Genomic DNA, 23,889 nt, shown 5'->3' with positions numbered 1-23,889 from the left:
TCCTCCGCACAAGTCCGAATCCGGGCTTCCGTCGGCATACGCCAGGAGCATCCGCACCGCGGAGCCCCGCCGGCGGCCGGTGCCGGCGCCCGCCGGACGCGTCGGTCAGCGCCCGTTGAACGCGTCCTTCAGCCGCGAGAACAGGCCCTGCTGACCCGGCTGGAACTGGCCCTGGGGCCGCTCCTCGCCGCGCAGCTTGGCCAGCTCGCGCAGGAGGCGTTCCTGCTCGGGGTCGAGCTTGGTCGGGGTCGTGACCTCGACGTGGACGATGAGGTCGCCCCGGCCGCCGCCGCGCAGGTGGGTGACGCCGCGCCCGTGCAGCGGGATCGACTGGCCGGACTGGGTGCCCGGGCGGATGTCGACCTCCTCCAGGCCGTCCAGCGTCTCCAGCGGCACCTTCGTGCCCAGGGCCGCCGCCGTCATCGGGAGGGTGACCGTGCAGTGCAGGTCGTCGCCCCGGCGCTGGAACTGCGGGTGCGGGAGCTCGTGGATCTCGACGTACAGGTCGCCGGCCGGGCCGCCGCCGGGGCCGACCTCGCCCTCGCCCGCGAGCTGGATCCGCGTGCCGTTGTCCACACCGGCCGGGATCTTCACGGTCAGGGTGCGCCGGGAGCGGACCCGGCCGTCGCCCGCGCACTCGGGGCACGGGGTCGGGACGACGGTGCCGAAGCCCTGGCACTGGGGGCAGGGCCGGGAGGTCATGACCTGGCCCAGGAAGGACCGGGTGACCTGCGACACCTCGCCGCGGCCGCGGCACATGTCACACGTCTGGGCGCTGGTGCCCGGGGCCGCGCCCTCGCCGTTGCAGGTGTTGCAGACGACCGCCGTGTCGACCTGGATGTCCTTGGTCGTACCGAAGGCGGCCTCGTCCAGCTCGACCTCGAGGCGGATCATCGCGTCCTGGCCCCGGCGGGTGCGCGAGCGCGGACCGCGCTGCGACGCCGTGCCGAAGAACGCGTCCATGATGTCCGAGAAGTTCCCGAAGCCGCCCGCGCCGAAGCCGCCCGCGCCACCGCCGCCGGCCTGCGACAGCGGGTCGCCGCCGAGGTCGTAGACCTGCTTCTTCTGCGGGTCCGACAGCACCTCGTAGGCGGCGTTGATCTCCTTGAACCGCTCCTGGGTCTTCGGATCGGGATTGACGTCCGGGTGCAGCTCGCGGGCGAGCCTCCGGAACGCCTTCTTGATCTCGTCCTGGGACGCGTCGCGGCGTACGCCGAGTACGGCGTAGTAGTCCGTGGCCACCTACGACTCCGCCAGGATCTGTCCGACGTACCGTGCCACTGCGCGTACCGCTCCCATCGTTCCCGGGTAGTCCATGCGGGTCGGTCCGACCACGCCGAGCTTGGCAACCGCCTCGCCGCCCGAACCGTAGCCCACCGACACGACGGACGTGGAGTTGAGTCCTTCGTGGGCGTTCTCGTGACCGATACGGACGGTCACGCCCGGATCCTTCGCCTCGCCGAGCAGCTTGAGGAGCACGACCTGCTCCTCCAGCGCCTCCAGCACCGGCCGGATCATGAGGGGGAAGTCGTGCCCGAAGCGGGTGAGATTGGCGGTGCCGCCGATCATCAGCCGCTCCTCGTTCTCCTCGACCAGCGTCTCCAGCAGGGTGGAGAGCACGGTGGAGACCGTACCGCGGTCCTCGGCCTCGAAGGCCTCCGGCAGATCCTCGACCAGGCTCGGGACGTCCGAGAAGCGGCGGCCCGCGACCCGGCTGTTGAGCCGCGCGCGCAGGTCCGCGAGGGACGCCTCGCCGAAGGGCGCCGGGCAGTCGACCATCCGCTGCTCGACCCGCCCGGTGTCCGTGATCAGCACGAGCATCAGGCGCGCGGGCGCCAGGGAGAGCAACTCCACGTGCCGCACGGTCGAACGGGTCAGCGACGGGTACTGCACGACGGCGACCTGCCGGGTCAGCTGCGCGAGCAGCCGCACCGTGCGGGCCACCACGTCGTCGAGGTCGACGGCGCCCTCCAGGAAGTTCTGGATGGCACGCCGCTCGGGCGCGGTCATCGGCTTGACGCCGGCCAGCTTGTCGACGAAGAGCCGGTAGCCCTTGTCGGTCGGGATCCGCCCGGCGCTGGTGTGCGGCTGGGCGATGAAGCCCTCGTCCTCCAGGGCCGCCATGTCGTTGCGCACGGTGGCCGGGGAGACGCCGAGGTTGTGCCGCTCGGTGAGGGCCTTGGAGCCGACGGGCTCCTCGGTGCCGACATAGTCCTGGACGATCGCGCGCAGCACCTTCAGCCTGCGTTCACTGAGCATCGCGCACACCTCCAGAAGCCGTCCGCCCGGTGTTCTCCCTGGCACTCTGCGTGTGCGAGTGCCAGACTTCCCCGGCCCAGTGTACGGCCGTGGGGTACGCCCCCGGCAAGGCCGGGGCGCCGCCGTCGTGCCCGGGGGCCTCCGCGGCGCTAGCGTCGCCGTCGTGACGGTGACTTGGGAAGACCTGGGATGGGAGCGGCTGGCGGCCGGGGCGGGCCGGTGCCGCCTGCCGGTGTGGGACTGCACGGCGGGGCTGGTCGTCGGCGCGGATGCGGCGCTGCTGGTGGACGCCGGATCGAGCCTCGCCGAAGGCGCGCGGTTGCGCAGGGCGGCGCAGGAGCTCGCCGGCCGCCGTGTGACGCATCTCGCGCTGACCCACCCGCACTTCGACCACGTCCTCGGGGCGGCGGCGTTCGCGGGCGCCGAGGTGTTCGGCGCGGCGGGCGCGGACGCGGTCCTGGCCCGGGGCCGGGAGGCGCTGCGGGCGGACGCGGTGGCCGAGGGCCTGGACCCCCGGCTCGCCGAGGAGGCCGTGGACGCCCTCGTCGCGGTCCGCCACGAGGTGCGCGGCGAGTGGACGCTCGACCTGGGCGGCGGCCGGCGGGCGCTGCTGGCCGACGTGGGCCCCGGGCACACCGGTCACGACCTCGCGGTGCTGGTGCCGGGCGACCCGCGGACCGTCTTCTGCGGGGACCTGGTCGAGGAGTCCGGCGAGCCGCAGGCGGGCCCCGACGCCGTGCCGTCCCACTGGCCGGCCGCCCTCGACCGGCTGCTCGCCCTGGGCGGCGAGGACGCGCTGTACGTCCCCGGCCACGGCGCGGTGGTGGACGCGGCGTTCGTGCGGGCCCAACGGGACGCGCTGGCCGCCCGCTTCGGCGTGTCGCGTTGATCACGGCGCGGGCGTTCCTCGTATCGTCGGCAGAATGCGCCAGTACTCCGCCGACCTGACCCCTCCGTGGAAGAAGCCGCAGCCGGTGCCCGAGGTACCGGCCGACCCCGGTCTGGTGGTCGAGGAGCCCGCCACCGGCTTCTGCGGCGCGGTGATCCGCTGCGAGGCGGGCACCGTCACGCTGGAGGACCGCTTCGGCAAGCACCGGGTGTTCCCGCTGGAACCGCGCGGGTTCCTGCTGGAGGGCCGCGTGGTGACGCTGGTGCGGCCGTCATCGTCCTCCGGGCCGGTACGGCCCTCCCGTACGGCGTCCGGTTCGGTCGCCGTCCCCGGCGCGCGGGCGCGGGTGGCGCGCGCCGGGCGCATCTACGTCGAGGGGCGGCACGACGCCGAGCTGGTCGAGAAGGTCTGGGGCGACGACCTGCGCATCGAGGGCGTCGTCGTGGAGTACCTGGGCGGTGTGGACGACCTGCCGTCGATCGTCGCCGACTTCGCGCCGGGCCCGGACGCGCGGCTGGGGGTCCTGGTGGACCACCTGGTGCCGGGGTCGAAGGAGTGGCGGATCGCGCAGGCGGTGACGAGCGAGCACACGCTGGTGGTGGGCCACCCGTACATCGACATCTGGGAGGCCGTGAAGCCGTCGTCGGTCGGCATCGACGCCTGGCCCCGGGTGCAGCACGGCCAGGACTGGAAGACGGGGGTGTGCCGGGCGCTGGGGTGGCCGTCGGAGAACACGGGCGCGGTGTGGCAGGCGATCCTGGCGCGGGTGCGGTCGTACAAGGACCTGCAGCCGGAGCTGCTGGGCAGTGTGGAACGACTCATTGATCACGTAACCGTGTCTTGAACGTCGTCCGGTCGTTGACGGGCCGGGCCTGGTGGCCTGCTCTCCGCCGTTGCGGAGATGGTCCGTCGATCAGTTCGTCCACACGACCGAGCAGTTCCTGCTCCCCGCGGAAGCGGGGATGACCCCTCAGTCCACCAGGTCCCGCACCACCGCGTCCGCCAGCAACCGCCCGCGCAGTGTGAGCACCGCGCTCCCCGCCTCGTACGGCCCCTCCTGGAGGAGCCCGTCGGACAGCGCCCGCCGCGCCGCCGCCAGCCCCGCCTCCCGCAGCAGCGCCAGCGGCACGCCCTCCCGCAGCCGCAGCTCCAGCAGGACGCGCTCCACCCGCCGGTCCTCGTCCGTGAGGACCTCGCGCCCCGCGCCCGGCGACCTCCCCGCCGCCAGCGCCCCCGCGTACGCCCCCGGGTGCTTCACGTTCCACCACCGCACCCCGCCCACGTGCGAGTGCGCCCCCGGACCGGCCCCCCACCAGTCGGCCCCCCGCCAGTACAGCTCGTTGTGCAGGCACCGCCCCGCCTCGGAGGTCGCCCAGTTCGACACCTCGTACCAGTCGAAGCCCGCCGCGGAGAGCGTCTCCTCGGCGATCAGGTACCGGTCGGCGTGCACGTCGTCGTCGGTCATCGGGACCTCGCCGCGCCGGATGCGCCGGGCGAGCTGCGTGCCCTCCTCCACGATCAGCGCGTACGCCGACACGTGGTCGGGTCCGGCACCGAGCGCCGCGTCCAGCGAGGCCCGCCAGTCGTCGTCGGACTCGCCGGGGGTGCCGTAGATCAGGTCGAGGTTGACGTGGTCGAAACCGGCCGCGCGGGCCTCGGCGACGCAACGCTCGGGGCGGCCCGGGGTGTGGGTGCGGTCGAGGACCTTCAGGACGTGCTGTCGCGCGCTCTGCATGCCGAAGGAGATCCGGTTGAAGCCGCCCGCGCGGAGGGCGGCGAGGTAGGCCGGGTCGACCGACTCCGGGTTGGCCTCGGTCGTGATCTCCGCGTCCGCCGCGAGGCCGAACTCGTCGCGGATCGCGTGCAGCATCCGTACCAGGTCACCGGCGGCCAGCAGGGTGGGGGTGCCGCCGCCGACGAAGACCGTGCGGACCTCGCGGGGGTCGTCGCCGAGCACCTTGCGGGCGAGGCGGACCTCGTCGACGAGCGTCTCGGCGTAGTTGTCCCGGGAGGCGAGGACGCCGCCGGTGCCGCGCAGCTCGGTCGCGGTGTAGGTGTTGAAGTCGCAGTAGCCGCAGCGGGTCGCGCAGTACGGGACGTGCAGGTAGAAACCGAGGGGGCGGTCGGCGGCGCCGTCGAGCGCGGACGCGGGCAGCGCGCCGTCGGCGGGGACGGGTTCGCCGTCGGGGAGTGCGGAGGGCATGCGTTCCATTGTCCCGCACGGCCGCGGTCACTCGGCCTGGAGCACCAGCAGGGCGAGGTCGTCCTCCGGGGGCCGGGCCCCGAACTCGTGCACCAGCCGCCGGATGCGTTCGGCGATCAGCCCGGCGTCCAGTCCCGCGCACCCGGCGAGGGCCGCGGCGAGCCCGTCGCCGTCGTCGAACTGGCGGGAGCCGCTGCGCCGCTCGGTGACACCGTCCGTGACGCACAGCAGGGTCTCGCCGGACCGCAGCTCGAAGGTCTCGCTGGTGTACGTCGCGTCCTCCAGGACGCCGAGGAGGGTCTGCGGCCCGGCGACCGTGCGGACGGTGCCGTCGGGGGCGAGCAGCAGCGGCAGCGGGTGTCCGGCACAGGCGAGGGTGCAGCGGACGACGCCGTCGCCGACCGGGACGAGTTCGCCGTAGAGCAGGGACAGGAACCGGGTCTGCGGTCCGTCGCCCGGGGCAACCGGACGGCCGCCGGCGGCGACCAGGGCGCGGGCGGCGGCGTCCGCGGCCTCGGTGGCGTCGTCGAGGAGCAGCTGGTTGAGGCGGTCGAGGACGTCGGGGACGCCGTACCCCTCGCGGGCCAGCAGCCGCAGCCAGGGCCGGGCGAGCCCGATGACGACGGCGGCCTCGGGGCCCTTGCCCTGGACGTCGCCGACGGTGAAGCACCAGCGGCCGTCACCGGCCGGGAAGAGGTCGTAGAAGTCGCCGCTGGGGCCGCCCTTGTCGCACGGTTCGTAGACGAGGGCGCTGCGCACCCCCGGGATCTCCGCGACGGCGCCAGGCAGCAGGCCGCGCTGGAGGACGGCGCTGATGGTGGCCTGGCGGGCGTACTGGCGGGCGGCGCCGATGGCGAGCGCCACCCGGCGGCTGAGGTCCTCGACCAGGCCGCTGATCTCCTCGGGGAAGGACGGTACGCCGGCCCGCCCGATGACCAGGGTGCCCAGCGGCCGGCCACCGGCGACCAGGCGGTAGGCGAGCGCGGCGCCGTGCGGGCCGAGCGCGGCGCTCGGCCAGGGGTGGGCGAGGGGGCCGGAACGCCACGGGTCGCGGGCGCGGGGCGGCTCCTTCTCCAGGGCCTGCCACAGGTCGTCGACGCGGCTCTCGCTGCTGTGCCAGACGCGGGCCGGCCGCGCTCCCCCGGCCGCGCCGGCGTCGTCGCCCCAGGCTCCCCGGCCCAGGGACTCGTCGTCGAGCCACACCGCGCACCAGTCGGCGAGGCGCGGCACGATCAGCTGGCCGGTGAGGGAGGCGACCAGGTCCTCGTCCAGCTGTCCGGCCAGCAGGTCGGAGGCCTCGGCGAGGAAGGACAGGGCGCCGCGGCCCAGCCACTCCCGGTCGCGGACGCCGCGCCGCCCGGGCCCGGCCGTGCCGTCCCCCCAGTCCGGCCACTGCGCGTGGTCCGGCCCGTCCGTCCCGGCGGCCGCTCCGGTCCCGTCGGTCCTCTCGGTCCCCTCGGCCCCGCACTCGGTGGCGGCCCGGGCTCCGGGGCGCCGCGGGTCCCGCTCCGCGGCGTGCGCCTCGGCCCGGTCGACGGCCTCGCCGCCCGCCGCGGGCAGGCGGGCCCACACCGTCTTGGCACCCGGCAGGTAGGTGATGCCCCAGGCCTGCGAGAGCGCGGCGACGAGCCGCAGGCCGCGCCCGTGGTCGGGGGTCTCGTGCGGCGTCTCCCGGTCGCCGTCCCTCGGCGCGCGGGAGGGGTGCCGGTCGGTGACCTCGACGACGAGCGTGCCCGTCCCCTCCAGCCGGCAGACCACCTCGACGTCGGTCCCGGCGTGCACGACGGCGTTGGTGACCAGCTCGCTGGCGACCACCAGCGCGTCGGCGCAGAGGTGGCCGGTCAGTCGATGCGCCCCGGGCAGGCCGAGCGCGGCCCAGTCGGCGAGCGTGGCCCGCACCATCGCGCGGGCCGCGCCCGGCGCGAGGGAGCTGCCGAGCAGGGTCATGTGCGCCCGCGCGCACTCCTGGGCGGACACCTCGGCAGCGGGCGCGGACGCCCCGCTGCCGCAGGAGACGGTCTCCCGTTGCGTCGGAATGGCCCCCGTGACTCCTCCACTCCCTGAAGGAAGTGGCTTCTCGCTAGGCCGATTAGGCTTCACGACGGACCAGCCCGGCCCGGAGAACATTGAGAGCGCCCACAGTGTCCGCGTGATCCCGGTGGCCGCAGGCAACGCACTGGAACTTGTCCTGCGTGGGCCGGTTCTCCGCTGAGACGTGCCCGCACATGGGGCAGGTCCGGGAGGTGTTGCGGGGGTCCACCGCCATGACTTCCCGTCCGGCGCTTTCAGCCTTGGCGGTCAGGATGGCGAGGAACACCCCCCATCCGGCATCAGCGATCGAGCGGTTCAGCCCGGCCTTGAACGCAGCCCCGTTGGGCAGAAAGCTGCCTGGCGCGGCCGGGTCAAGCTTCGAGACGGGGGCTTTGACCATGTCACGAATCCTGAGGTCTTCGTGCACGATGAGGTCGTGTTCCCGCACGAGGTCAAGAGCGGTCTTGTGTGCGTGGTCGAGGCGTTGGCAGCGGACCTTGCGGTGCAGTCGGGCGACCTTCTCCACAGCCTTGCGGCGGCGCTTGCTACCACGTCGGCATCGACTGAGCGCCTGTTGTGCTTCTTCGAGTCTTGCGGCGGCCTTACGGCCATGACGCGGGTTGGGAACAAAGCGGCCGTCCGAGTCCGCGAGAAAGTTGGTCACACCGAGGTCGATGCCGACCACGCTACCGCTGGCTGGCAACGGCTCGGGGCGGCCCTGCTCGGCAGTAAGGATCACATACCAGCGCCTGCCTTCACGTTTGACTGAGACCGTCTTAACCTTGCCGACTACCGGGCGGTGCTGGTGCACCTTGACGTGCCCGACACCCTGGAAGCGGACACGGGTAACCGGATCGTGCGGTGCGGAGTCCCAACAACAACCGTCTCCGTCCCTGGGGAAGTCCACGGTGTCGAACCGGCCGACGCCTCGAAAGCGCGGGTAACCGGCCTTCTCTGCAGCCCTGACACGGCGGAAGAACGCAGCGAACGCCTTGTCAAGACGTCTGAGCGTCGCCTGCTGCGAGCTGAACGACCATCGCCCCTGACGCTCCGGGTCGAACGCTCGGATCTCTTTGAGCTGGGCCGACTGGTCTCCGTACCGGACGGTGGTCTTGGACACGTGTTGGTAGGCGTCTCGGCGCTCCTGCAACGCCCCGTTGTACAGCGAGCAGTGATCGCGCAGCATCTCACCGAACGCAACCGCCTGACGCACGGTGGGTCGCAAGAGGAACTTGTACGCACGGATCACTCAGCCCGCCTCCTCCCGGTCAGCGTTGGACGAGATACTGACGACTCCTCAGGAATTACGCAGAACCTCTGCGCCGACTTCGACACGGAGCCCATCTGACACGTAGCCGAAGGACATTCGGGGCGCACCCGGTTCCTCCGGGTTTCACCGGTGTCTTCATGCCGCCAACTTAGCGGCGCGCTTCGCATCCCCCTTCGAGTCCCACCAGACTCACCCGAACGAGTGACCAGTCGCATGACCACCGGCTAAACCCTCCGCCCTCACTCCCCCGGCCGGCATCCGAGGCCCCTTCCCACCTCCATGAACCGGTTTTCATTCGGCTTGAAGCCCTCAAACCGCATTACGGCCCTTCGCCTCCACTCGGTGAAGCCTCGCTCGGTGCACCTACGCTGAGCCTGCTGAGATTCTCTTCGTCACTGGTGACGACTGCCGGGCCATGCGCTGGCTGCTCGACTCGCCAAGCTGACATGAACACAAGCTAAAACTCGGCCACTTGGCCTGAAGTAGCCCTCGCGACGTGGTTAGAGTGGAAGGTTGATCGAGGCCTCGATAGTGGAGGGCGCATGGCGCAGGGCGGGCAGAGCATGCCGCTAGAGGTTCAGCACATCCGGAAGGCGCTGCTGAAGGAGTTCGGGGAGATCATCTCCATGGACGACTTCGTGAAGAAGGACCCCAAGGAGCGTGAGACGGCTCTGCTGTCGCGGGCCGTCTCGGCGAAGGCGGCCCGGATCCTCACGGACTGCACCTCGGACGAGGCGGCCGCCGGGGTCATCGACGGTCGCGACGACTTCGGCATCGACTGCGTAGCGTTCTCGGCTTCGGGTTCGGAGATCTATCTGATCCAGGCCAAGTGGAAGGACAAGGGAACGGCCGGCTTCGACACCGAGGCTGCCCTCAAGTTGGTCCACGGGCTCAAGAAGCTCGACAACCGCGACCTTGATCACTTCAACGAGCGACTGCAACTCCTCTCCGACCGCGTCCACGGCGTTCTTCAGCTTCCCACCTGCAAGGTCAACTTGGTCATCGCCCTGATGGGCGATGGGCGTCTCTCCCAGGAGACCCGCGACATCCTGGACGAGGCAGCCCGGGAGTTTGGCGGCCTCGGACGGACCGTCGAGTACCGAGTGGTGCACCAGGCCGACTTCCACCGGGCCATCCGGGAGGACCACGAGCCCCAGCCGATTACGCTCAAGGCGACCATGAACCGGGAGTGGTACACCCGCGAAACCCCGTTCAAAGCCGTGATCGGCGAGGTCAGCGCCGATCAGCTGGCTCGCTGGTACGGCGGCAAGGGTGAGAATGAAGGGCACGGCGAGCGTCTCTACGACCGCAACGTCCGCCGTTCGCTCGGACTGACCGGAGTCAACCAGACCATGGTCGACTCGATGCTGGAGGACCCTGAGGGCTTCCTCTACCGTCACAACGGCATCACAGTCCAGTGCGACGGCATCATGCAGGAGTACCCCTTCAAGCGAGCGGTGGGCCAGCCGACCATCCTCACCCTGACCAACGCCAGCGTCGTCAACGGCGCCCAGACCGTCACCTCCGCGTTCCGAGCGTACGAGAAGAATGCGGACGCCGTCGCGGAGGCCTGCGTGATGGTGCGCGTCATCTCCCTGGAGGGGACGCCGGAGGGCTTCGGTCGTTCCATCACCAAGGCCACCAATACGCAGAACCACATGGAGCGCCGGGACTTCATCGCCATCGACCCCGTTCAAGGCGAGATCCAGAAGGACTTCCGCATCTCCCTCGACAAGGAATACGTCTTCCGGAGGGGCGAGCTGGATCCCGCGCCCGAGTCGGGCTGCTCGGTCACCGAGGCGGCCACCGCCCTGGCCTGCATGCACCGGGACTCTTCGCTCGCCGTCCGGGTCAAGGGTTCGACCAACGCCCTATGGAGCGAAGGCCCCAACGGGGCCTACACCCGTCTCTTCGGGCAACAGCCGAGCGCTCAACAAATCTGGCGCGCTGTCCAGGTGTTGCGTCTGGTACGTGACGAGCTGACGAAGACCCGGGCGAAGCTCACCGGCCGGCCGGCCGCCATCGCGGACAGTGGGTCTCTTCTCGCCGCCCACCTGGTCTTCCAGCGCATTGGGCGGGACCGGTTCGAAGAGCCCGAGGGAGACTGGGAGGGCGCACTCTCGGATATTCCGGGCCAGGTAAGCCAGGTGCTGGCGGCTCTCATCAGCCTGGTCGACGCCCTCTTCACCCCGAAGAGCTTCGTCACCAGTACGTTCGCGAACGAGGAACGCTGCGCACGCCTGGTATCGGCGGTACTCGGCACGCTCGAACGCGGTGCCGGGCCGGACTCTCCCATGAATCTGTCCGCACTCATGAAGATTGCTGGGCAGACACGGCAGCGCAGGCCTCAGACCGTACGCCTGCTGGTAGACCATGACGCGATCGAGGAGGGTACGCGTCTGGAGTACGCCCCCAGCGCTGCGGAGGAACTCGCCATCGGGGCCTGGCTTAACGCCGATCCCCGGCGTCGTCGCGCCAGCTGGGTGAACGACCGCAAGACCCCACTCCTCTGGGAGGCCGACGGCCGGCGTTACTCGCCGACCGGGCTGGTCTCCCAGATGTGGAACGAGGCGGACTGGAAGGAACAGTGGAGCGCGGTCCAGGGACCCAAGCAGTGGCGGGTGCCGGGAGAAGGAACGCTGGTGGAGATCGCCGAGCGGCTCTGGCAGCGGATCGCGGCCGGGGAGGAGCCGGAGGAGGACGACCACCTGTCGTAGGCGTTCGGGCCGAGGCACACGGACCGGGCCGGAGGCGGTGACGCTCACGCGTCGCCTGTTCCCTGCGGGCCTTGCAACTCGGCCCACACGGTCTTGCCCGAGGGAAACCGGGGTGTGACACCCCACCGGAAAGCGAGCGCGCTCACGAGAAGCAGCCCTCGTCCATGTTCGCCGTTCGGGCAGGGTTCCTCCGCCGGGGCGGGCAGCCGCTCTCCCCGGCAGTCCGCGACCTCGATCCGGAGGGTGCCGGAGCAGCCTTCCGAGAGCGGGGTGAGGGTCATCGTGAGCAGGAAGTCCCGACCGGGCACACGCCCATGCGTGACCGCGTTCGCGGCGAGTTCGCCCACCACCAGCTCGGCGGCCTCCAGATGCTCACCGTCCCTGGCCCACCCCCAGTCCGCCAACTGCTGGGTCGCGAGCAGGCGCGCGAGGCGCGCCCCACGCCGCGTCGAGCTGAACCGTTGACTGAAGGGCGCGGGAGAGGTGACGCAGCGGGCCACACGGGACTGATCACGGATTTCGTACTTCACGTGACCGAGCGTGTCCGGGCGGTCGTACGCTGACCAGAGGAACCATCGGTACGGCACACGCCTGTACCGCCGTTGACGGTTGCGTGTCCGTGCTGACGGGAGTAACCGGCCGGTGGCCAGGCGGGTTGGGGGATGAGTGATGACATCGGAGCCCCGTCAGAGCGGCGCCGGAGACCGCCACGAACCCCCGGAGGACACGGACGGCCTCCTCGACCTGAGCCGGGCTATGGGGAGGCAGGTCAAGCTGCTCCGGGAGCGGGCCGGCCTGACCCAGAAGGAGCTGGGTGACCGGCTCGGGTACGGCGAGGACCTCATCTCCTCCCTGGAGCGGGGCCGCAGGACACCCCAGCCGGAGTTCCTCGACGCGGCGGACGACCTGCTCGGTGCCGGAGGGCTGCTGAAGGCGACGAAGGAGGACGTGGCCCGCGCGAAGACCCGCGCACGGGTCCGGCACCCGGCGTGGTTCCGGGACTACGCGCGGCTGGAGGCGGAGGCGGTCGAGGTCAACTTCTACAACAACCACGACATTCCCGGGTTGTTCCAGACCGAGCGACGAACCCGTGCACTGTACGAGATGCGGAAGCCCTTGCTCGACGAAGAAACCGTTGAACAACGCGTGGCCTCCAGGATGGGCCGCCAGGAGATCCTGACCCAGTGGCCCCCTCCCATGGTGACCGCGGTGATCGAGGAAGTAGTGCTTCGTCGGCCGATCGGAGGGCGCGAGGTCCACAAGGAGCAGTTGAACCGACTGCTCGAACTCGGGCGGCTCCGCACAGTCGAGTTGCAGGTGATGCCCACGGACCGGACCGAGCACGCTGGTATGGGCGGTCCGTTCACCTTGCTGACCCCGAAAGGGAAGCCTCAGGTGGGGTATACGGAAGTGCAGGCCGTCGCACGCCTGGTCACAGACATGGACGAGGTCCGTATCCTGGCCGCACGCTACGGCAGCATCAGGGCCCAGGCACTCACCCCGCGAGAGTCTCTGGCCTTGATCGAGAGGATGCAGACGGAAGATGAGTGCTGAGAGCTCCCAACAGCTCGTCTGGCGCAAGAGCAGCTACAGCGGCAATGAGGGAGGCGAGTGCGTGGAAGTGGCCGCCACCTCGGGAAGTGTCTATATCCGCGACTCCAAGGACGTGCACCGGCCGCATCTCTCCGTGAACGCGGCCCGCTGGGCGGCGTTCGTGGACTACGCGGCGGCGCGCTGAGCCGACTGCTCGACCCCATGGCTTGGGGAGGCGCTGCCGACAGCGCCTCCCCCTCCGGACAGACCTACGGCAGAGCCGCCGCGACCTCCCGGAAGTGCTTGGCCGCGGTGTCGAGCAGGTCCGCGATCTCGAAGGCGATCTCCTTCGGGGAGCCGAGGTCCTCCGCCTCTGCTGCAAGGTTGGCATTGAGGTTAAAGGTCACAGTCGGATGGTCCAGCAGGTCGCCCACCGGGTAGCAGCGGAAGCGGTCCGACTCGGTGCGCTCAGAGATGTCTCCACCTGCCAGGCACGCGTTGACGAAGTCGTCGAAGTCCTCCTCGGTGACAGGGTTTCCGGTGTCCGTACGGTGGTTGCCCGTCCGGGCGTCGTAGACCCACAGGTTCCGGGTGACGGGCTGACCGTTCGGCTTGGGGGTGGCCTTCGTGAAGAAGAGGATGTTCGACTTCACGCCCTTGCGGTGGAACATCCCCGTGGGAAGGCGCAGAAGTGTGTGCACATCGCAGTTCTTCAGCAACGCCCGCCGTACAGTAGCCGCAGCGCCCCGGCCGGAGAGAACCCCATCGGGCACGAACACAGCCGCCCTGGCACCCGGCTTCAAGGTGACCATCAGGTGCTGCAGGAAGTTGGTGGGGAAGTCGCCATAGGCCAGGAAGTCGTCCCGCATGGTGGCGTTGGGCACCACACCGTCGCTCCTGAAGGGCGGGTTGCAGATGGCCACGGTGGGAAGAACTCCGGGATCCGCCCGCACGACCGGGACCTTGCGCGTGAGGGTGTCCGCGAGCTTCACCGGAGCGGGATCGGAGAACGGCCGGCCCGTGTTGAACAGGATGTTCATGGTGGCGAGTCGGCACATCTGGGCGTCCAGATCGGCCCCCGCGATGGCGGCCGGGTCCGTGGACTGCATCGCCTGGTAGGCCGCGATGAGCGTCGAACCAGTGCCGCACGCCGGGTCGATGACAATGTCGTCGGACCGCACGTCGAGCACCTTGACGACAGCGCTCAGGACGGGGAACGGCGTCAAGGTCTGACCCGTTTCGATCTTCCGGTCGATGTCCTCACGGCAGTCACGCAACATGATCGAGAAGGCGCGTCCCAGTTCGTCCTGGGGTATGAGGCGCCACTGATGGGAATCGATCTGCTCGGTGATCAGCTTGGCAAGCTCGGCCATGCGGTCGAGGTCCCAGGGCTGGGCATCGCGGAAGACCATGCCGGCGATCTGCCGGTCGGATCGGGTGGGGGCCTGGTCGCCGAGCTCCCGCATGAGCTCGGCGAGCCTGCTGTGCAGGGCGTCACCGCTGAGGTCGGTCAGCTTCGGCCAGGTTCCCTCCGGTGCCACCGGCTTCCGGGCGAACCGACCGGGGCGCTGGGAGCGCTCGTGGTCCAGCTTGAGGAAGAGGAGATAACCGACGTGCTCAACGAACTGGAGTCGCGTGATGGCACGGGTACTGGTCTTCTCGTTGTAGAACCTCCAGAGCCGTGCGGCGATCTCCTCGCCCGTCCAGGACCTCTCCGGTGGACTGCCCGCCCCCGCCGCGCCGTCGCCTCGGCCGAATCCGTAGACCATGCTTCACCCAGTCCCTGTGTCAGTTCCCGGAGCGGCCACCGACGGGCCCTCTGGGCCGGGCGGCCAAAGGACTGAGCGCCGGGCTACCGCTCCTGGTCTGTCTCTTCGGTGGTGCCAGTGGTGGTAGTGCTGCTCGCACGGTCACCCGAGGCCGGATCCGCTTCGGCGCCGGCAGTCGTGCCGACGGCCTTTTTCAGGGCCTGGGCAACGGCGGTGAACTCGGCCAACGCGCTTTCCAGTTCGTCCACGATCTCCTGAGCGATCACGTCCGGGGGCGCGAGCGGGGCGGAGGAGGCGGAGGCGGACTGAAGCACCGTCAGGTCGAGGTTGACCTTGTCGCGTGCGATCAGCTCATCGTACTCATACGGCTGGAAGCGCTCACTGGGCTTTCGGGCCGAGTAGTCCGTTCCCCCGGAGTGGAAGGCGGCGACGAAGTCGTCCAGGTGCTCGCGGCGCAGGGCACGCTGCTTGAGGGTGAAGCGCTGGTCGGTGCGGAAGTCGTAGACCCACAGCTGCTTGGTGGCGGGCTTGCCACCGGGTCGGGGCGGGACCTTGTCGAAGAACAGGACGTTCGCCTTGACCCCGTTGGCGTAGAAGATGCCGGTGGGCAGCCGAAGCAGCGTGTGGACGTTGGTGAGGTCCAGCAGGCGGCGGCGGATCTCCGCGCCGGCCCCGCCTTCGAACAGGACGTTGTCGGGCAGGACGAGCGCGGCCCGGCCGTTGGTCTTCAGCAGGGTGTAGATGTGCTGGACGAAGTTGAGCTGCTTGTTGGTGGTCTGGGTCCAGAAGTCCTTGCGGGCGCTGTACGCCTCACCGGTGACGGAACCCACGCCGAAGGGCGGATTGGCGAGCACGATGTCGTAGAACTTGTGCGGCGACTTCGCCAGGGAGTCCTGGACCGTGATCAGGGGACGGCCGTCAGAGGTACCGATGCCGTGCAGGAGCATGTTCATCAGCGCGAGCCGGGCCGTCTCCCGCACCAGCTCGTATCCGGTGATGGCTCCCGTCTGGAGCTTGCGGGCCTGGTCGCCGTAGACCTGGTCCTCGTAGCGCTCGACGATGTGAGCGTGCGCGGCGATGAGGAAGCCGCCGGTGCCGCAGGCGGGGTCGGTGATCGATTCACCGGGTTTGGGCTGCACACAGTCGACCATGGCGTCGATGAGGGGCCGGGGGGTGAAGTACTGGCCCGCGCCGGTCTTGCGGTCCTCGGCACCACGCTGGAGCAGGCCTTCGTAGGCGTCGCCCTTGAGGTCCTGGTTCTCGCGGGTCCAGGTGTAGGGGTCGATCAGGTCCTTGACGAGCCGGTCCAGAACGGCGGGCTCGTGGATCTTGTTCTGCGCCTTGGTGAAGACCTCGCCGAGCATGGTGCCGCCCTTGCGGCCCAGCTCCCGCAGGATGCGCTCGTAGTGCTCCAGGAGGTCCTCGGACGACCGGCTGGTGAGGCTGGGCCAGTCCAGTCCTACGGGGACGAGCGGTTCCTCCGGCTCGTTCTTACGGAATCTCGCGGGGCGGCTGGCGCGCTCGTCCGCCATCTTCAGGAAGAGGAGGTAGGTCAGCTGCTCGACGTAGTCGAGGGTGGAGACCCCGGAGTGGCGCAGCAGCTCGCAGTACGACCAGAGACGGTTGACGAGCGTCGAGGTCGTCTCTCCGGCGGACCGGCGAGCGGTGGCACTGTTCACTGGGGCGGGGATGGTGCTCATGAGGGCAGTTCTTCCTGACCGGGCGGAGTGGAGCGGGGCTTGCGGGCGGCGCGCTTACGGGGTGCCTTGGCTTTCTTCTCGGCACGGATCCGGTCGAGCAGTGCCGATGCCGGCTCATCGGCGGAGTCCTGGGGGACGAGGGCACCGGTGAAGGCAGCTTTGAGGAGAGAGGCGCGGAGGCTACTGGCTCGCTCTTCGTGTTCCGCGAGGAGGGCTCGGAACCCTTCAACCAACGCGATGCGATCGTTTATTTCCTGAGCGATCTTTTTGCGGACCGCATCGCTGCGCGGAATTGGAATTTTGGCACTCCGGACGACTTTCTGCGAAATATTCCGCATCGAATCGCTTGTCCCGGTAGCAGATTCGGAATAGTAAGCCCTTACCGGCAGAGAAGAAAGTACATGGATGAGCCAGTTCGGGTCAACGTTCGACTTCGGGATGAGACGCAGACTCTTATCACTAAGGAGGAGCTTTCCGCGCGCAGGCCCGACCAGCACGGGCGCACCCACATAGCCAACAGTATTTGCCCGGCTCACCAAAATGTCGCCGCTATGGATCTCGTAATCAGGATTGGCAACCCTGCCAGGAGGGAGTGCCTTGTTTTCCTCCGGCCGAAACTCCCCCCAGGTCATGGCGCTGACCTTGATGACACCCCACTCATCATCTTCTGCTGGGCGAGGAAGGCAGGTAAACGATTTACCCGCCTCGATACCCGCTAGGACATCGTCGACAATTCCCCATTCCCAGTCGCCGGGAATCGATTCACCGTCAGCAGGCCACAACGCTTTAGTTCGAATTGCCTGAACCAAGTCAGCAACCCGCTTTTTCGTAACGCGGAGCGCCTTTTCCCCCGCCTCAATACGCACTACCTGCTGCTCAACCTCGGACACAATTCGAAGCTGTTCCGGCAAAGGCGGAACCACAATTTCTGCGGAAAGCAAGGCCTTCCTTGCCACACTCGCCTGGTTCACGTGATTATTCAAGACGGTCTTGAAGTACCCGCTAGCCCAAAGCCAGTGAAGTTGAATTGCCAGGAATTTGCCGTCAAGCCCTTTGGGGCCTCTAAGGCGAGTCATGTGGTTCGAATACGCCGCAGGTTCAAGCAAACCAACCCACGCCGTCTTTCCCACCAAAGCAGGGCTGTTCGTATTATTGAAGAGAACATCGCCGTACTCGACCCGTCGATCCGAATCATCGTTGACGTATCGGGCATCGGACAGGTCAATGGCACCGTTGCGCGTGATGTTCATCGGACGCAGGTGGACGATGCCCTCACCATCACGGTTGTGCTTGCCGCTGGCGAACCCCGGCTGGGCTTCTACTCCGAGTTCCGCAAGTGTCGCCCGCACCCACCCCGCTGGAAGCTCCCCAGAAGCTCTCCCAGCAGGCACCTCGGGACCATCAGGCCCCTGGGGCCCGTCCCCCACAGCCGTATCCAGCCCCAGCGTCACGCGCCCAGCTCCCTGTCCAGTTCGTCGAGGATTTCTTCCGCCCTCATCTCACCGAACTCCGCGAGGAAGCCGTCCGTGCCGTTCCGCATGGTGAACGGGGCGTAGTCGAGGTCGGCGGTGTCGAAGCGTACACGCTCGACCGTCGCACCGGCGATGTGGTCCAGCCACCAGCGCTCGGCCTTGGTGAAGGTCACACCGGCCTGCTCCTGCCGAGCCAGCCAGGCCGCGTACCGCTCCTGGACCGCCTCCTGGTGGGGGCGGGGCGGCTCGACGCCGTTCTCCGCGCCGCCCGCCAGTTCGTACCGCAGCAGAGCGAGCAGGTCGGCCGCCGTCCGGGCGGCGGAACGGTCCGCTGCCACTGCCTCGCCCACCTGCTCGTAGGAGCGCCACAGCCGGTCCGGTGTCCAGGAACGCGGCGGGCGGGCCACGGAACGTGCCAGGTCCTTGAGCCGCCTGAGGGCCTCACGCGGCGGCACCTGGGAGCCTGCGGCGAAGGCCAGGGAGAGCGCCGCGATCTCGTCCCGGTGCTCGTCTATGTACGCCTTCCAGTCGCGGACGGTGTCATGCGCCGTCGACTCGTCCTCCGCGACGGCGCCGGCGGACACGAGGGCGTCGCGGCTGGTTTCGTCGTACAGGATGTCCTTCGCGCGGCGCATCTCCAGCAACCGGCTCCGCAGGGCGGGATTGGACGCCAACGGCAGCAGGGCACGCTCGACCAAGGACCTGACGGCCTCGTCCGGATCGAGGCCGAGTTGTTCCGCGGCCTCCCGGGTCCTGGCCTGCTCGTCGACTGCGACAGCCTCGACCATGTTGTGCACGATGGTCTTCAGGGGCACGCCCTTGCTGAGGGTCTCGATCTCGGCCCGTTCCTCGTCGGTCATCTGGAGGTCGAGCTTGGCGAGGCGTGAGGCCAGGGTGGAAACGTGTTCGTCCTCCGCGACGCCTCGGGCGGTCAGACGGAGGAGTTTCTCCAGGTTGAGGTCCTTCTCCGTGTGCCGCTCCAGCGGGCCCGCGTCCACCTTCGGCTTGCGGGTCACTCCCACCGCGTCGACGATCACGAAGTGCGTCTTGGGGCCGACGCCCGGGGTGACGCGCTCGAACTCGGTCAGCGACAGGGTCCGCGCGCCCCGGCCCTTCATCTGCTCGAAGTAGGCCCAGCTGTTGACGTCGCGCAGGAAGAGCAGGCACTCCAGCGGCTTGACGTCCGTGCCGGTCGCGATCATGTCCACGGTGACCGCGATGCGCAGCTGCGGCAGGTTGCGGAAGTCGGAGAGGCGTTCGGCGGGCTTCCTCGCCGCGTGCGTGATCTTCGTGCAGAAGTCGTCGCCCTTGCCGAAGACGTCCCGGACGACCTCGACGATCTCCTCGGCGTGGTTGTCGTTCTTGGCGAAAATGAGGGTCTTGGGGACGTACATCTCGTCCCACAGCAGCTCACCGGTCTCCTTGTCGCGCTTGGCGCGCTCGGGGAAGATCTCGGTGAACAGGCGCTCGCGGAAGGTGCGGATCACCGTGCGCAGCTGGTCCTTGCTGATGACGCCGACGCCCACTTCCTTGGCGCCGTACGTCACGTCCTCGTCGAAGTCCTCGTAGCGCTGCCGGCGGGTGCGCCGGTCGCGGACGGGAATGGTGCCCTGGGCGATGACTCCGCCCTCGCCCGTTATCCGGGTGAGGATCTCGTAGACCTGAAAGTCGACGTTGACGCCGTCGGCGACGGCCTCCTGGTAGGTGTACTCGCTGACCAGGTTGCCGTTGAAGTAACCGAAGGTCTGTGCGACGGGTGTCGCGGTCAGACCGACGATCGGCGCGTCGAAGTACTCCAGGACGGAGCGCCACTTGCCGTAGATGGAACGGTGGCACTCGTCGACGACTATCAGGTCGAAGGACTCCGGCGGGATGTTCCGGTTGTAGCCGACGGCAATGTCGCCCGGCACCTCGTAGGAGTACTCCTCCTCGCCGTCCGTGCCCGTCTGCGTGGGCACGCTGGCACCGGTCAGCTCCATGTACAGGCGTTGCACCGTGGAGACGACGACCTTCGCGGAGGGGTTCATCCCCTCCGCGCCCAGGCGCTGCACGTTGAACAGGTCGGCGAAGGTGCGGTTGGTGTCGGGGGTGGTGAAGTTCTCGAACTCGGTCTGGGCCTGGGCGCCCAGGTTGTTACGGTCCACCAGGAACAGGACACGCTCGGCCTGGGCGTACTTGAGCATCCGGTACGCGAACGTGACCGCCGTGTAGGTCTTGCCGGCGCCAGTCGCCATCTGCACCAGGGAGCGGGACTGTCCGGTGCCCTGCTGCCCCTTGCCGAGCGCGACGGACTCCTCGACCCCGCGCACCGCCTTGATCTGCGCGGGACGGAGCGGGCGCTCGTCGAGCTCGGGCATCCGGTAGCGCAGCCGGGCGCGGTACGAGGGGGCCTGCGGGTCCTGCTCGGCCTGACGGATCCACCGGGCGAGGGTGCGGGGCTGGTGGAAGGAGAAGATGCGCCGGGTGCGCGAGTCCGGGTCGAGGGTGTTGCGGAACCGGGTCTCGCCACCGTCCGAGACGTAGCGGAACGGCAGTGGTGTGCGCCAGGCGATCAGGCGCTGCTGTGCGTCGGTGGGGTGGTCCGCGTACCGGTCGGCCTGTGCCTGGGCGGCGGTCAGGTCGGCGCCCTCCCGCTTGGCCTCGATCACTCCGACGAGCTTGTGCTCCACGTACAGGGCGTAGTCGGCCCGGCCCTTCGCGGTGGTCACCTCACGGACGGCCACACCGTTGCCGCGCCGGTCGCCCTGCACGTGGAGGTTGAGGTTGGCGCCCCCGTCCTGGACGCTCCAGCCGGCCTCGGTGAGCATCTCGTCCAGGCGCGTACGCACCTGGGCCTCGGTGAGGGGCTCACGGGCGGCCTGCTCGGCGTTGTCCAGCAAACGGGCGCGTTCGGCCACGGCCTCGGAGGCGGCGGCCGGACTGGTGGCCTGCGCGCGCAGCAGGCGGTTGTCGTCGTCGGACTGTGCCTGCTGGAGGGCTGCGAGCTGGTCGCGCATGGCCTCGACCTGGCGGGCCAGTTCCTCGCGCTCGGCGGTGGCCGCGGCCAGCTCCCGTTCGGCGGCCGCACGGGCGGCCTGTTCGGCCTGCGCCTGTGTGGCCTTGCCCTCATAGGTAAGACGAGCTTCTTCTAGAGCGCGACGTGCCTGCTCGACCTGAGCGCGCAGGTCCTTGTTCTCGGCAGCCGGAGTACGCACCGGGTCCGGGGGAACGAAAGCCTTCTGCTCGCGGGAAGCGGTGAGCAGCCGGTAGTACCAGACACCGAGACGGTGGCAGGTGTGCAGCGCCCGGAAGGCGTCTTCGGGACTGTCGTAGCCCTCGTGATTGGCCTTGTTCCCGAGTATACGGACCTCGTGGAACGCGGCCTTCACATTGCCGTGGAGATAGCCCTCACGATCCAGGGCCTCCAGGCGCTCGGCCTGCTTGCTGCCGGAGTACTGGACACGGCCCCGCAGGACGAGGTCGGAGGCGAGTGCCTCGCCGAACTGGCGGGACTTGATGAGCGAGGTGTTGGGGTCGGTGAAGACATGGGCCTCGGCTGCGGTGCCGTAGGCGACGAGCAGCGGCAGGTGGTCGTACAGAAAGCCGAAGTTGCGTGAAGTCCGGGCGAGTTCGGCAAGCTCGGGATCCGGCGTGCGCGCCGCGCCATCTGCGCTCATCGGGTGAGTACGCTCTCTCTGCCGTAACCGTGTACACCGAGGCCGTTTCTGGCTGATCGGGTGTCCTGAGGATCATTGAGCCTAGCGGCTGGCAGCACTGTCGGCCATGACTTTCATCGCGGGCGCCTCTCTCGTCCCATGCATCGACAGCGCCGACGGCACACGTGGTTGAGCGGTCGTCGGTTTGAGCCGATGCCCTGCCGTCGGCTCCTGCTGTCCATCCAGCATGAGGCAGACAGGAGCACGGCATCGGGGCGGAGTCCCAGACCGACCAGGTCCGGGAATCCGCCCCGCTCGCTCGTCACATTGTGGTGGTCACGCCTCGCGCGAGCCCTCGTACATCTCCTCGATCAGGTGCTTGTACTCGCGCTCCACCACCGGTCGCTTCAGCTTCAGGCTCGGGGTGATCTCGCCGTGCTCCACGTCGAGGTCGCGGGGCAGCAGGCGGAACTTCTTGATGGTCTGCCAGCGCTGGAGGCCCTCGTTGAGCCGCTTGACGTAGCCGTCGACCATCTCGACCGTCGCCGGTGCCGCGACGATGTCCGCGTACGGCTTGCCCTCCAGGCCGTTCTCCTTCGCCCACTCCGTGATCGCGGCCTCGTCGAGGGCGATGAGGGCGGTGCAGAAGTTCCGGTCGGCGCCGTGGACCAGGATGTTGGAGACGTACGGGCACACCGCCTTGAACTGTCCCTCGACCTCGGCGGGGGCGATGTACTTGCCGCCCGAGGTCTTGATGAGGTCCTTCTTGCGGTCGGTGATGCGCAGGTAGCCGTCGGGCGAGAGCTCGCCGATGTCGCCGGTGTGGAACCAGCCGTCGGACTCCAGGACCTCGGCGGTCTTCTCGGGCAGCTTGTGGTAGCCCTCCATGATGCCGGGGCCGCGCAGCAGGATCTCGCCGTCGTCGGCGATGCGCACCTCGGTGCCGGGCAGCGGCTTGCCGACCGTGCCGGTGCGGTAGGCCTCGCCGGGGTTCACGAAGGAGGCCGCGGAGGACTCGGTGAGGCCGTAGCCCTCCAGGATGTGGATGCCGGCGCCGGCGAAGAAGTAGCCGATCTCGGGCGCGAGGGCGGCCGAGCCGGAGATGCAGGCCCGCAGCCGGCCGCCGAAGGCCTCGCGGATCTTGGCGTAGACGAGCTTGTCGGCGACGGCGTGCCTGGTGCGCAGACCGGCGGGGGCGCTCGCGGTGCCGGTGCGCTTGAAGTTGTCCTGGGTGACCCGGGCGTACTCGCGGGCGACGTCGGCGGCCCACTGGAAGATCTTGTACTTGGCCCCGCCGCCCGCGCGGGCCTTGGCGGCGACGCCGTTGTAGACCTTCTCGAAGATGCGCGGGACGGCCGCCATGTAGGTCGGCCGGACGACCGGCAGGTTCTCGATGATCCTGTCGACGCGGCCGTCGACGGCGGTGACGTGACCGGCCTCGATCTGGCCGGAGGTGAGCACCTTGCCGAAGACGTGCGCGAGCGGCAGCCACAGGTACTGCACGTCGTCCTGGGTGACCAGGCCGGTCGCGGCGATCGCCTTCGCCATGTACGACCAGTTGTCGTGCGGCAGGCGGACGCCCTTGGGGCGGCCGGTGGTGCCGGAGGTGTAGATGAGGGTGGCGAGCTGGTCCTTGGTGAGCGCGCCGACCCGCTCCTTGATGAGCTGCGGGTCCTTCTCCAGGCGGGCCGCGCCCCGGCGCTCCAGCTCGTCGAGGGTGAGGACCCAGTCCTCGGCGGTGTCCGCGCCGGCCGCGTCGATCACGACCACGTGGGTGAGGTCGGGCAGCTCCGCCCGCCTCTCCTTGGCCTTGGCCAGCTGGGCGGCGTCCTCCGCGATCAGCACCCGGCTCTCGGAGTCGGACAGGATGTACGCCGACTCCTCCGCGTTGGTCTGCGGGTAGACCGTGGTCGTCGCGGCGCCGGCGCACATGATGCCGAGGTCGGCGAGGATCCACTCCAGCCGTGTGGAGGAGGCCAGCGCCACGCGCTGCTCGGGCTCCACGCCGAGCTCGATCAGTCCGGCCGCGATCGCGTGGACCCGCTCGGCGGCCTGGGCCCAGGTGAGCGACTTCCAGTCGTCCGGTCCCTCGCCGGAGGCCGGTGGCACCGGGTAGCGGTACGCCTCGGCGTCCGGCGTGGCCGCCACCCGCTCCAGGAAGAGTCCCGCCACGGAGGGCGGACGGTTCTCGATCAGTGTCTGTGTGTCGCTCACGACATCCTCCGGGCCCGCGACGGTGCGGCTGGCTCAGGTGCGGCTGGTTTCACTCTCGGGCGTTGTTCGGGCTGCTGCTCTCGCGACCGTTCCCGGCCGTTGTTTAACTCACGAGTAACTATGGGGCAGGCATCAGGGTAAAGGGCGACCGGCCCGCGCGTAAGACTCCGCGCCCTGCCACTTCGCACCACGGCCCG

The 23,889-nt window shown here is 69.3% G+C and carries 16 protein-coding genes; 5 read left to right on the top strand and 11 right to left on the bottom strand.

Features of this window, described 5'->3' with window-relative positions:
* Nucleotides 1–105: 105 nt before the first annotated feature.
* Complete coding sequence (dnaJ, locus tag ACZ4V6_RS02335; protein ID WP_467821865.1) at nucleotides 106–1,242, bottom strand: molecular chaperone DnaJ; 1,137 nt, start codon at nucleotides 1,240–1,242, stop codon at nucleotides 106–108.
* Complete coding sequence (gene hrcA, locus ACZ4V6_RS02330; RefSeq protein WP_077798810.1) at nucleotides 1,243–2,259, bottom strand: heat-inducible transcriptional repressor HrcA; 1,017 nt, start codon at nucleotides 2,257–2,259, stop codon at nucleotides 1,243–1,245. It abuts the gene before it with no gap.
* A gap of 163 nt (nucleotides 2,260–2,422) precedes the next feature.
* Between hrcA and ACZ4V6_RS02325 the strand changes: the two genes are divergently transcribed.
* Both ACZ4V6_RS02325 and ACZ4V6_RS02320 read left to right on the top strand, forming a co-directional pair.
* On the top strand, nucleotides 2,423–3,148 hold the full coding sequence (locus ACZ4V6_RS02325) for an MBL fold metallo-hydrolase (RefSeq protein WP_467821864.1): 726 nt from the start codon (nucleotides 2,423–2,425) through the stop codon (nucleotides 3,146–3,148).
* Nucleotides 3,149–3,182: 34 nt separating this feature from the next.
* A complete protein-coding gene (locus tag ACZ4V6_RS02320) occupies nucleotides 3,183–3,992 on the top strand; it encodes a DUF3097 domain-containing protein (RefSeq protein ID WP_467821863.1) in 810 nt (269 codons plus the stop codon).
* A gap of 126 nt (nucleotides 3,993–4,118) precedes the next feature.
* Here ACZ4V6_RS02320 and hemW read toward each other — a convergent pair whose 3' ends face one another.
* The 3 genes from hemW to ACZ4V6_RS02305 all read right to left on the bottom strand — a co-directional run bounded on the left by hemW (nucleotide 4,119) and on the right by ACZ4V6_RS02305 (nucleotide 8,631).
* The gene (gene hemW, locus ACZ4V6_RS02315; RefSeq protein ID WP_467821862.1) at nucleotides 4,119–5,351 is read right to left on the bottom strand and encodes a radical SAM family heme chaperone HemW; all 1,233 of its coding nucleotides are present in this window, start codon (nucleotides 5,349–5,351) and stop codon (nucleotides 4,119–4,121) included.
* Nucleotides 5,352–5,378: 27 nt separating this feature from the next.
* On the bottom strand, nucleotides 5,379–7,298 hold the full coding sequence (locus tag ACZ4V6_RS02310) for a SpoIIE family protein phosphatase (RefSeq protein WP_467822223.1): 1,920 nt from the start codon (nucleotides 7,296–7,298) through the stop codon (nucleotides 5,379–5,381).
* Between the two features lie 142 nt (nucleotides 7,299–7,440).
* Entirely contained in the window at nucleotides 7,441–8,631 is a 1,191-nt protein-coding gene (locus ACZ4V6_RS02305) for an RNA-guided endonuclease InsQ/TnpB family protein (protein ID WP_467821861.1), read from the bottom strand.
* Between the two features lie 563 nt (nucleotides 8,632–9,194).
* Between ACZ4V6_RS02305 and ACZ4V6_RS02300 the strand changes: the two genes are divergently transcribed.
* The gene (locus ACZ4V6_RS02300) at nucleotides 9,195–11,369 is read left to right on the top strand and encodes an AIPR family protein (RefSeq protein WP_467821860.1); all 2,175 of its coding nucleotides are present in this window, start codon (nucleotides 9,195–9,197) and stop codon (nucleotides 11,367–11,369) included.
* A gap of 44 nt (nucleotides 11,370–11,413) precedes the next feature.
* On the opposite strand, the gene ACZ4V6_RS02295 is transcribed toward ACZ4V6_RS02300, so the two are convergent.
* Nucleotides 11,414–11,899, bottom strand: coding sequence for an ATP-binding protein (locus tag ACZ4V6_RS02295; RefSeq protein WP_467821859.1), 486 nt, complete (start codon nucleotides 11,897–11,899; stop codon nucleotides 11,414–11,416).
* Between the two features lie 139 nt (nucleotides 11,900–12,038).
* Here ACZ4V6_RS02295 and ACZ4V6_RS02290 point away from each other — a divergent pair, with 139 nt between their 5' ends.
* Nucleotides 12,039–12,923 carry a helix-turn-helix domain-containing protein gene (locus ACZ4V6_RS02290; RefSeq protein WP_467821858.1) on the top strand — a complete coding sequence of 295 codons (885 nt, stop codon included), beginning with the start codon at nucleotides 12,039–12,041 and terminating at the stop codon, nucleotides 12,921–12,923.
* On the top strand, nucleotides 12,913–13,107 hold the full coding sequence (locus ACZ4V6_RS02285; protein WP_402080546.1) for a DUF397 domain-containing protein: 195 nt from the start codon (nucleotides 12,913–12,915) through the stop codon (nucleotides 13,105–13,107). The genes ACZ4V6_RS02290 and ACZ4V6_RS02285 overlap by 11 nt, the downstream gene beginning before the upstream one ends.
* Before the next feature lie 64 nt (nucleotides 13,108–13,171).
* Here ACZ4V6_RS02285 and ACZ4V6_RS02280 read toward each other — a convergent pair whose 3' ends face one another.
* The 5 genes from ACZ4V6_RS02280 to ACZ4V6_RS02260 form a co-directional block, all read right to left on the bottom strand.
* Entirely contained in the window at nucleotides 13,172–14,443 is a 1,272-nt protein-coding gene (locus tag ACZ4V6_RS02280) for an HsdM family class I SAM-dependent methyltransferase (protein ID WP_467821857.1), read from the bottom strand.
* A gap of 311 nt (nucleotides 14,444–14,754) precedes the next feature.
* The gene (locus ACZ4V6_RS02275) at nucleotides 14,755–16,371 is read right to left on the bottom strand and encodes a class I SAM-dependent DNA methyltransferase (protein ID WP_467821856.1); all 1,617 of its coding nucleotides are present in this window, start codon (nucleotides 16,369–16,371) and stop codon (nucleotides 14,755–14,757) included.
* Nucleotides 16,368–17,621 (bottom strand): restriction endonuclease subunit S domain-containing protein, encoded by a 1,254-nt coding sequence (locus ACZ4V6_RS02270; protein ID WP_467821855.1) that lies wholly within the window; start codon nucleotides 17,619–17,621, stop codon nucleotides 16,368–16,370. The genes ACZ4V6_RS02275 and ACZ4V6_RS02270 overlap by 4 nt, the downstream gene beginning before the upstream one ends.
* Nucleotides 17,622–17,818: 197 nt before the next feature.
* On the bottom strand, nucleotides 17,819–21,499 hold the full coding sequence (locus ACZ4V6_RS02265) for a type I restriction endonuclease subunit R (protein ID WP_467821854.1): 3,681 nt from the start codon (nucleotides 21,497–21,499) through the stop codon (nucleotides 17,819–17,821).
* 315 nt (nucleotides 21,500–21,814) lie between these two features.
* A complete protein-coding gene (locus ACZ4V6_RS02260) occupies nucleotides 21,815–23,692 on the bottom strand; it encodes an AMP-dependent synthetase/ligase (RefSeq protein WP_467821853.1) in 1,878 nt (625 codons plus the stop codon).
* Nucleotides 23,693–23,889 lie beyond the last annotated feature (197 nt).

This window comes from Streptomyces sp. NPDC029152 (assembly GCF_055564355.1).
Note: the sequence above shows the minus strand (reverse complement) of the source record. Positions and strands in the feature narration are given on the sequence as shown.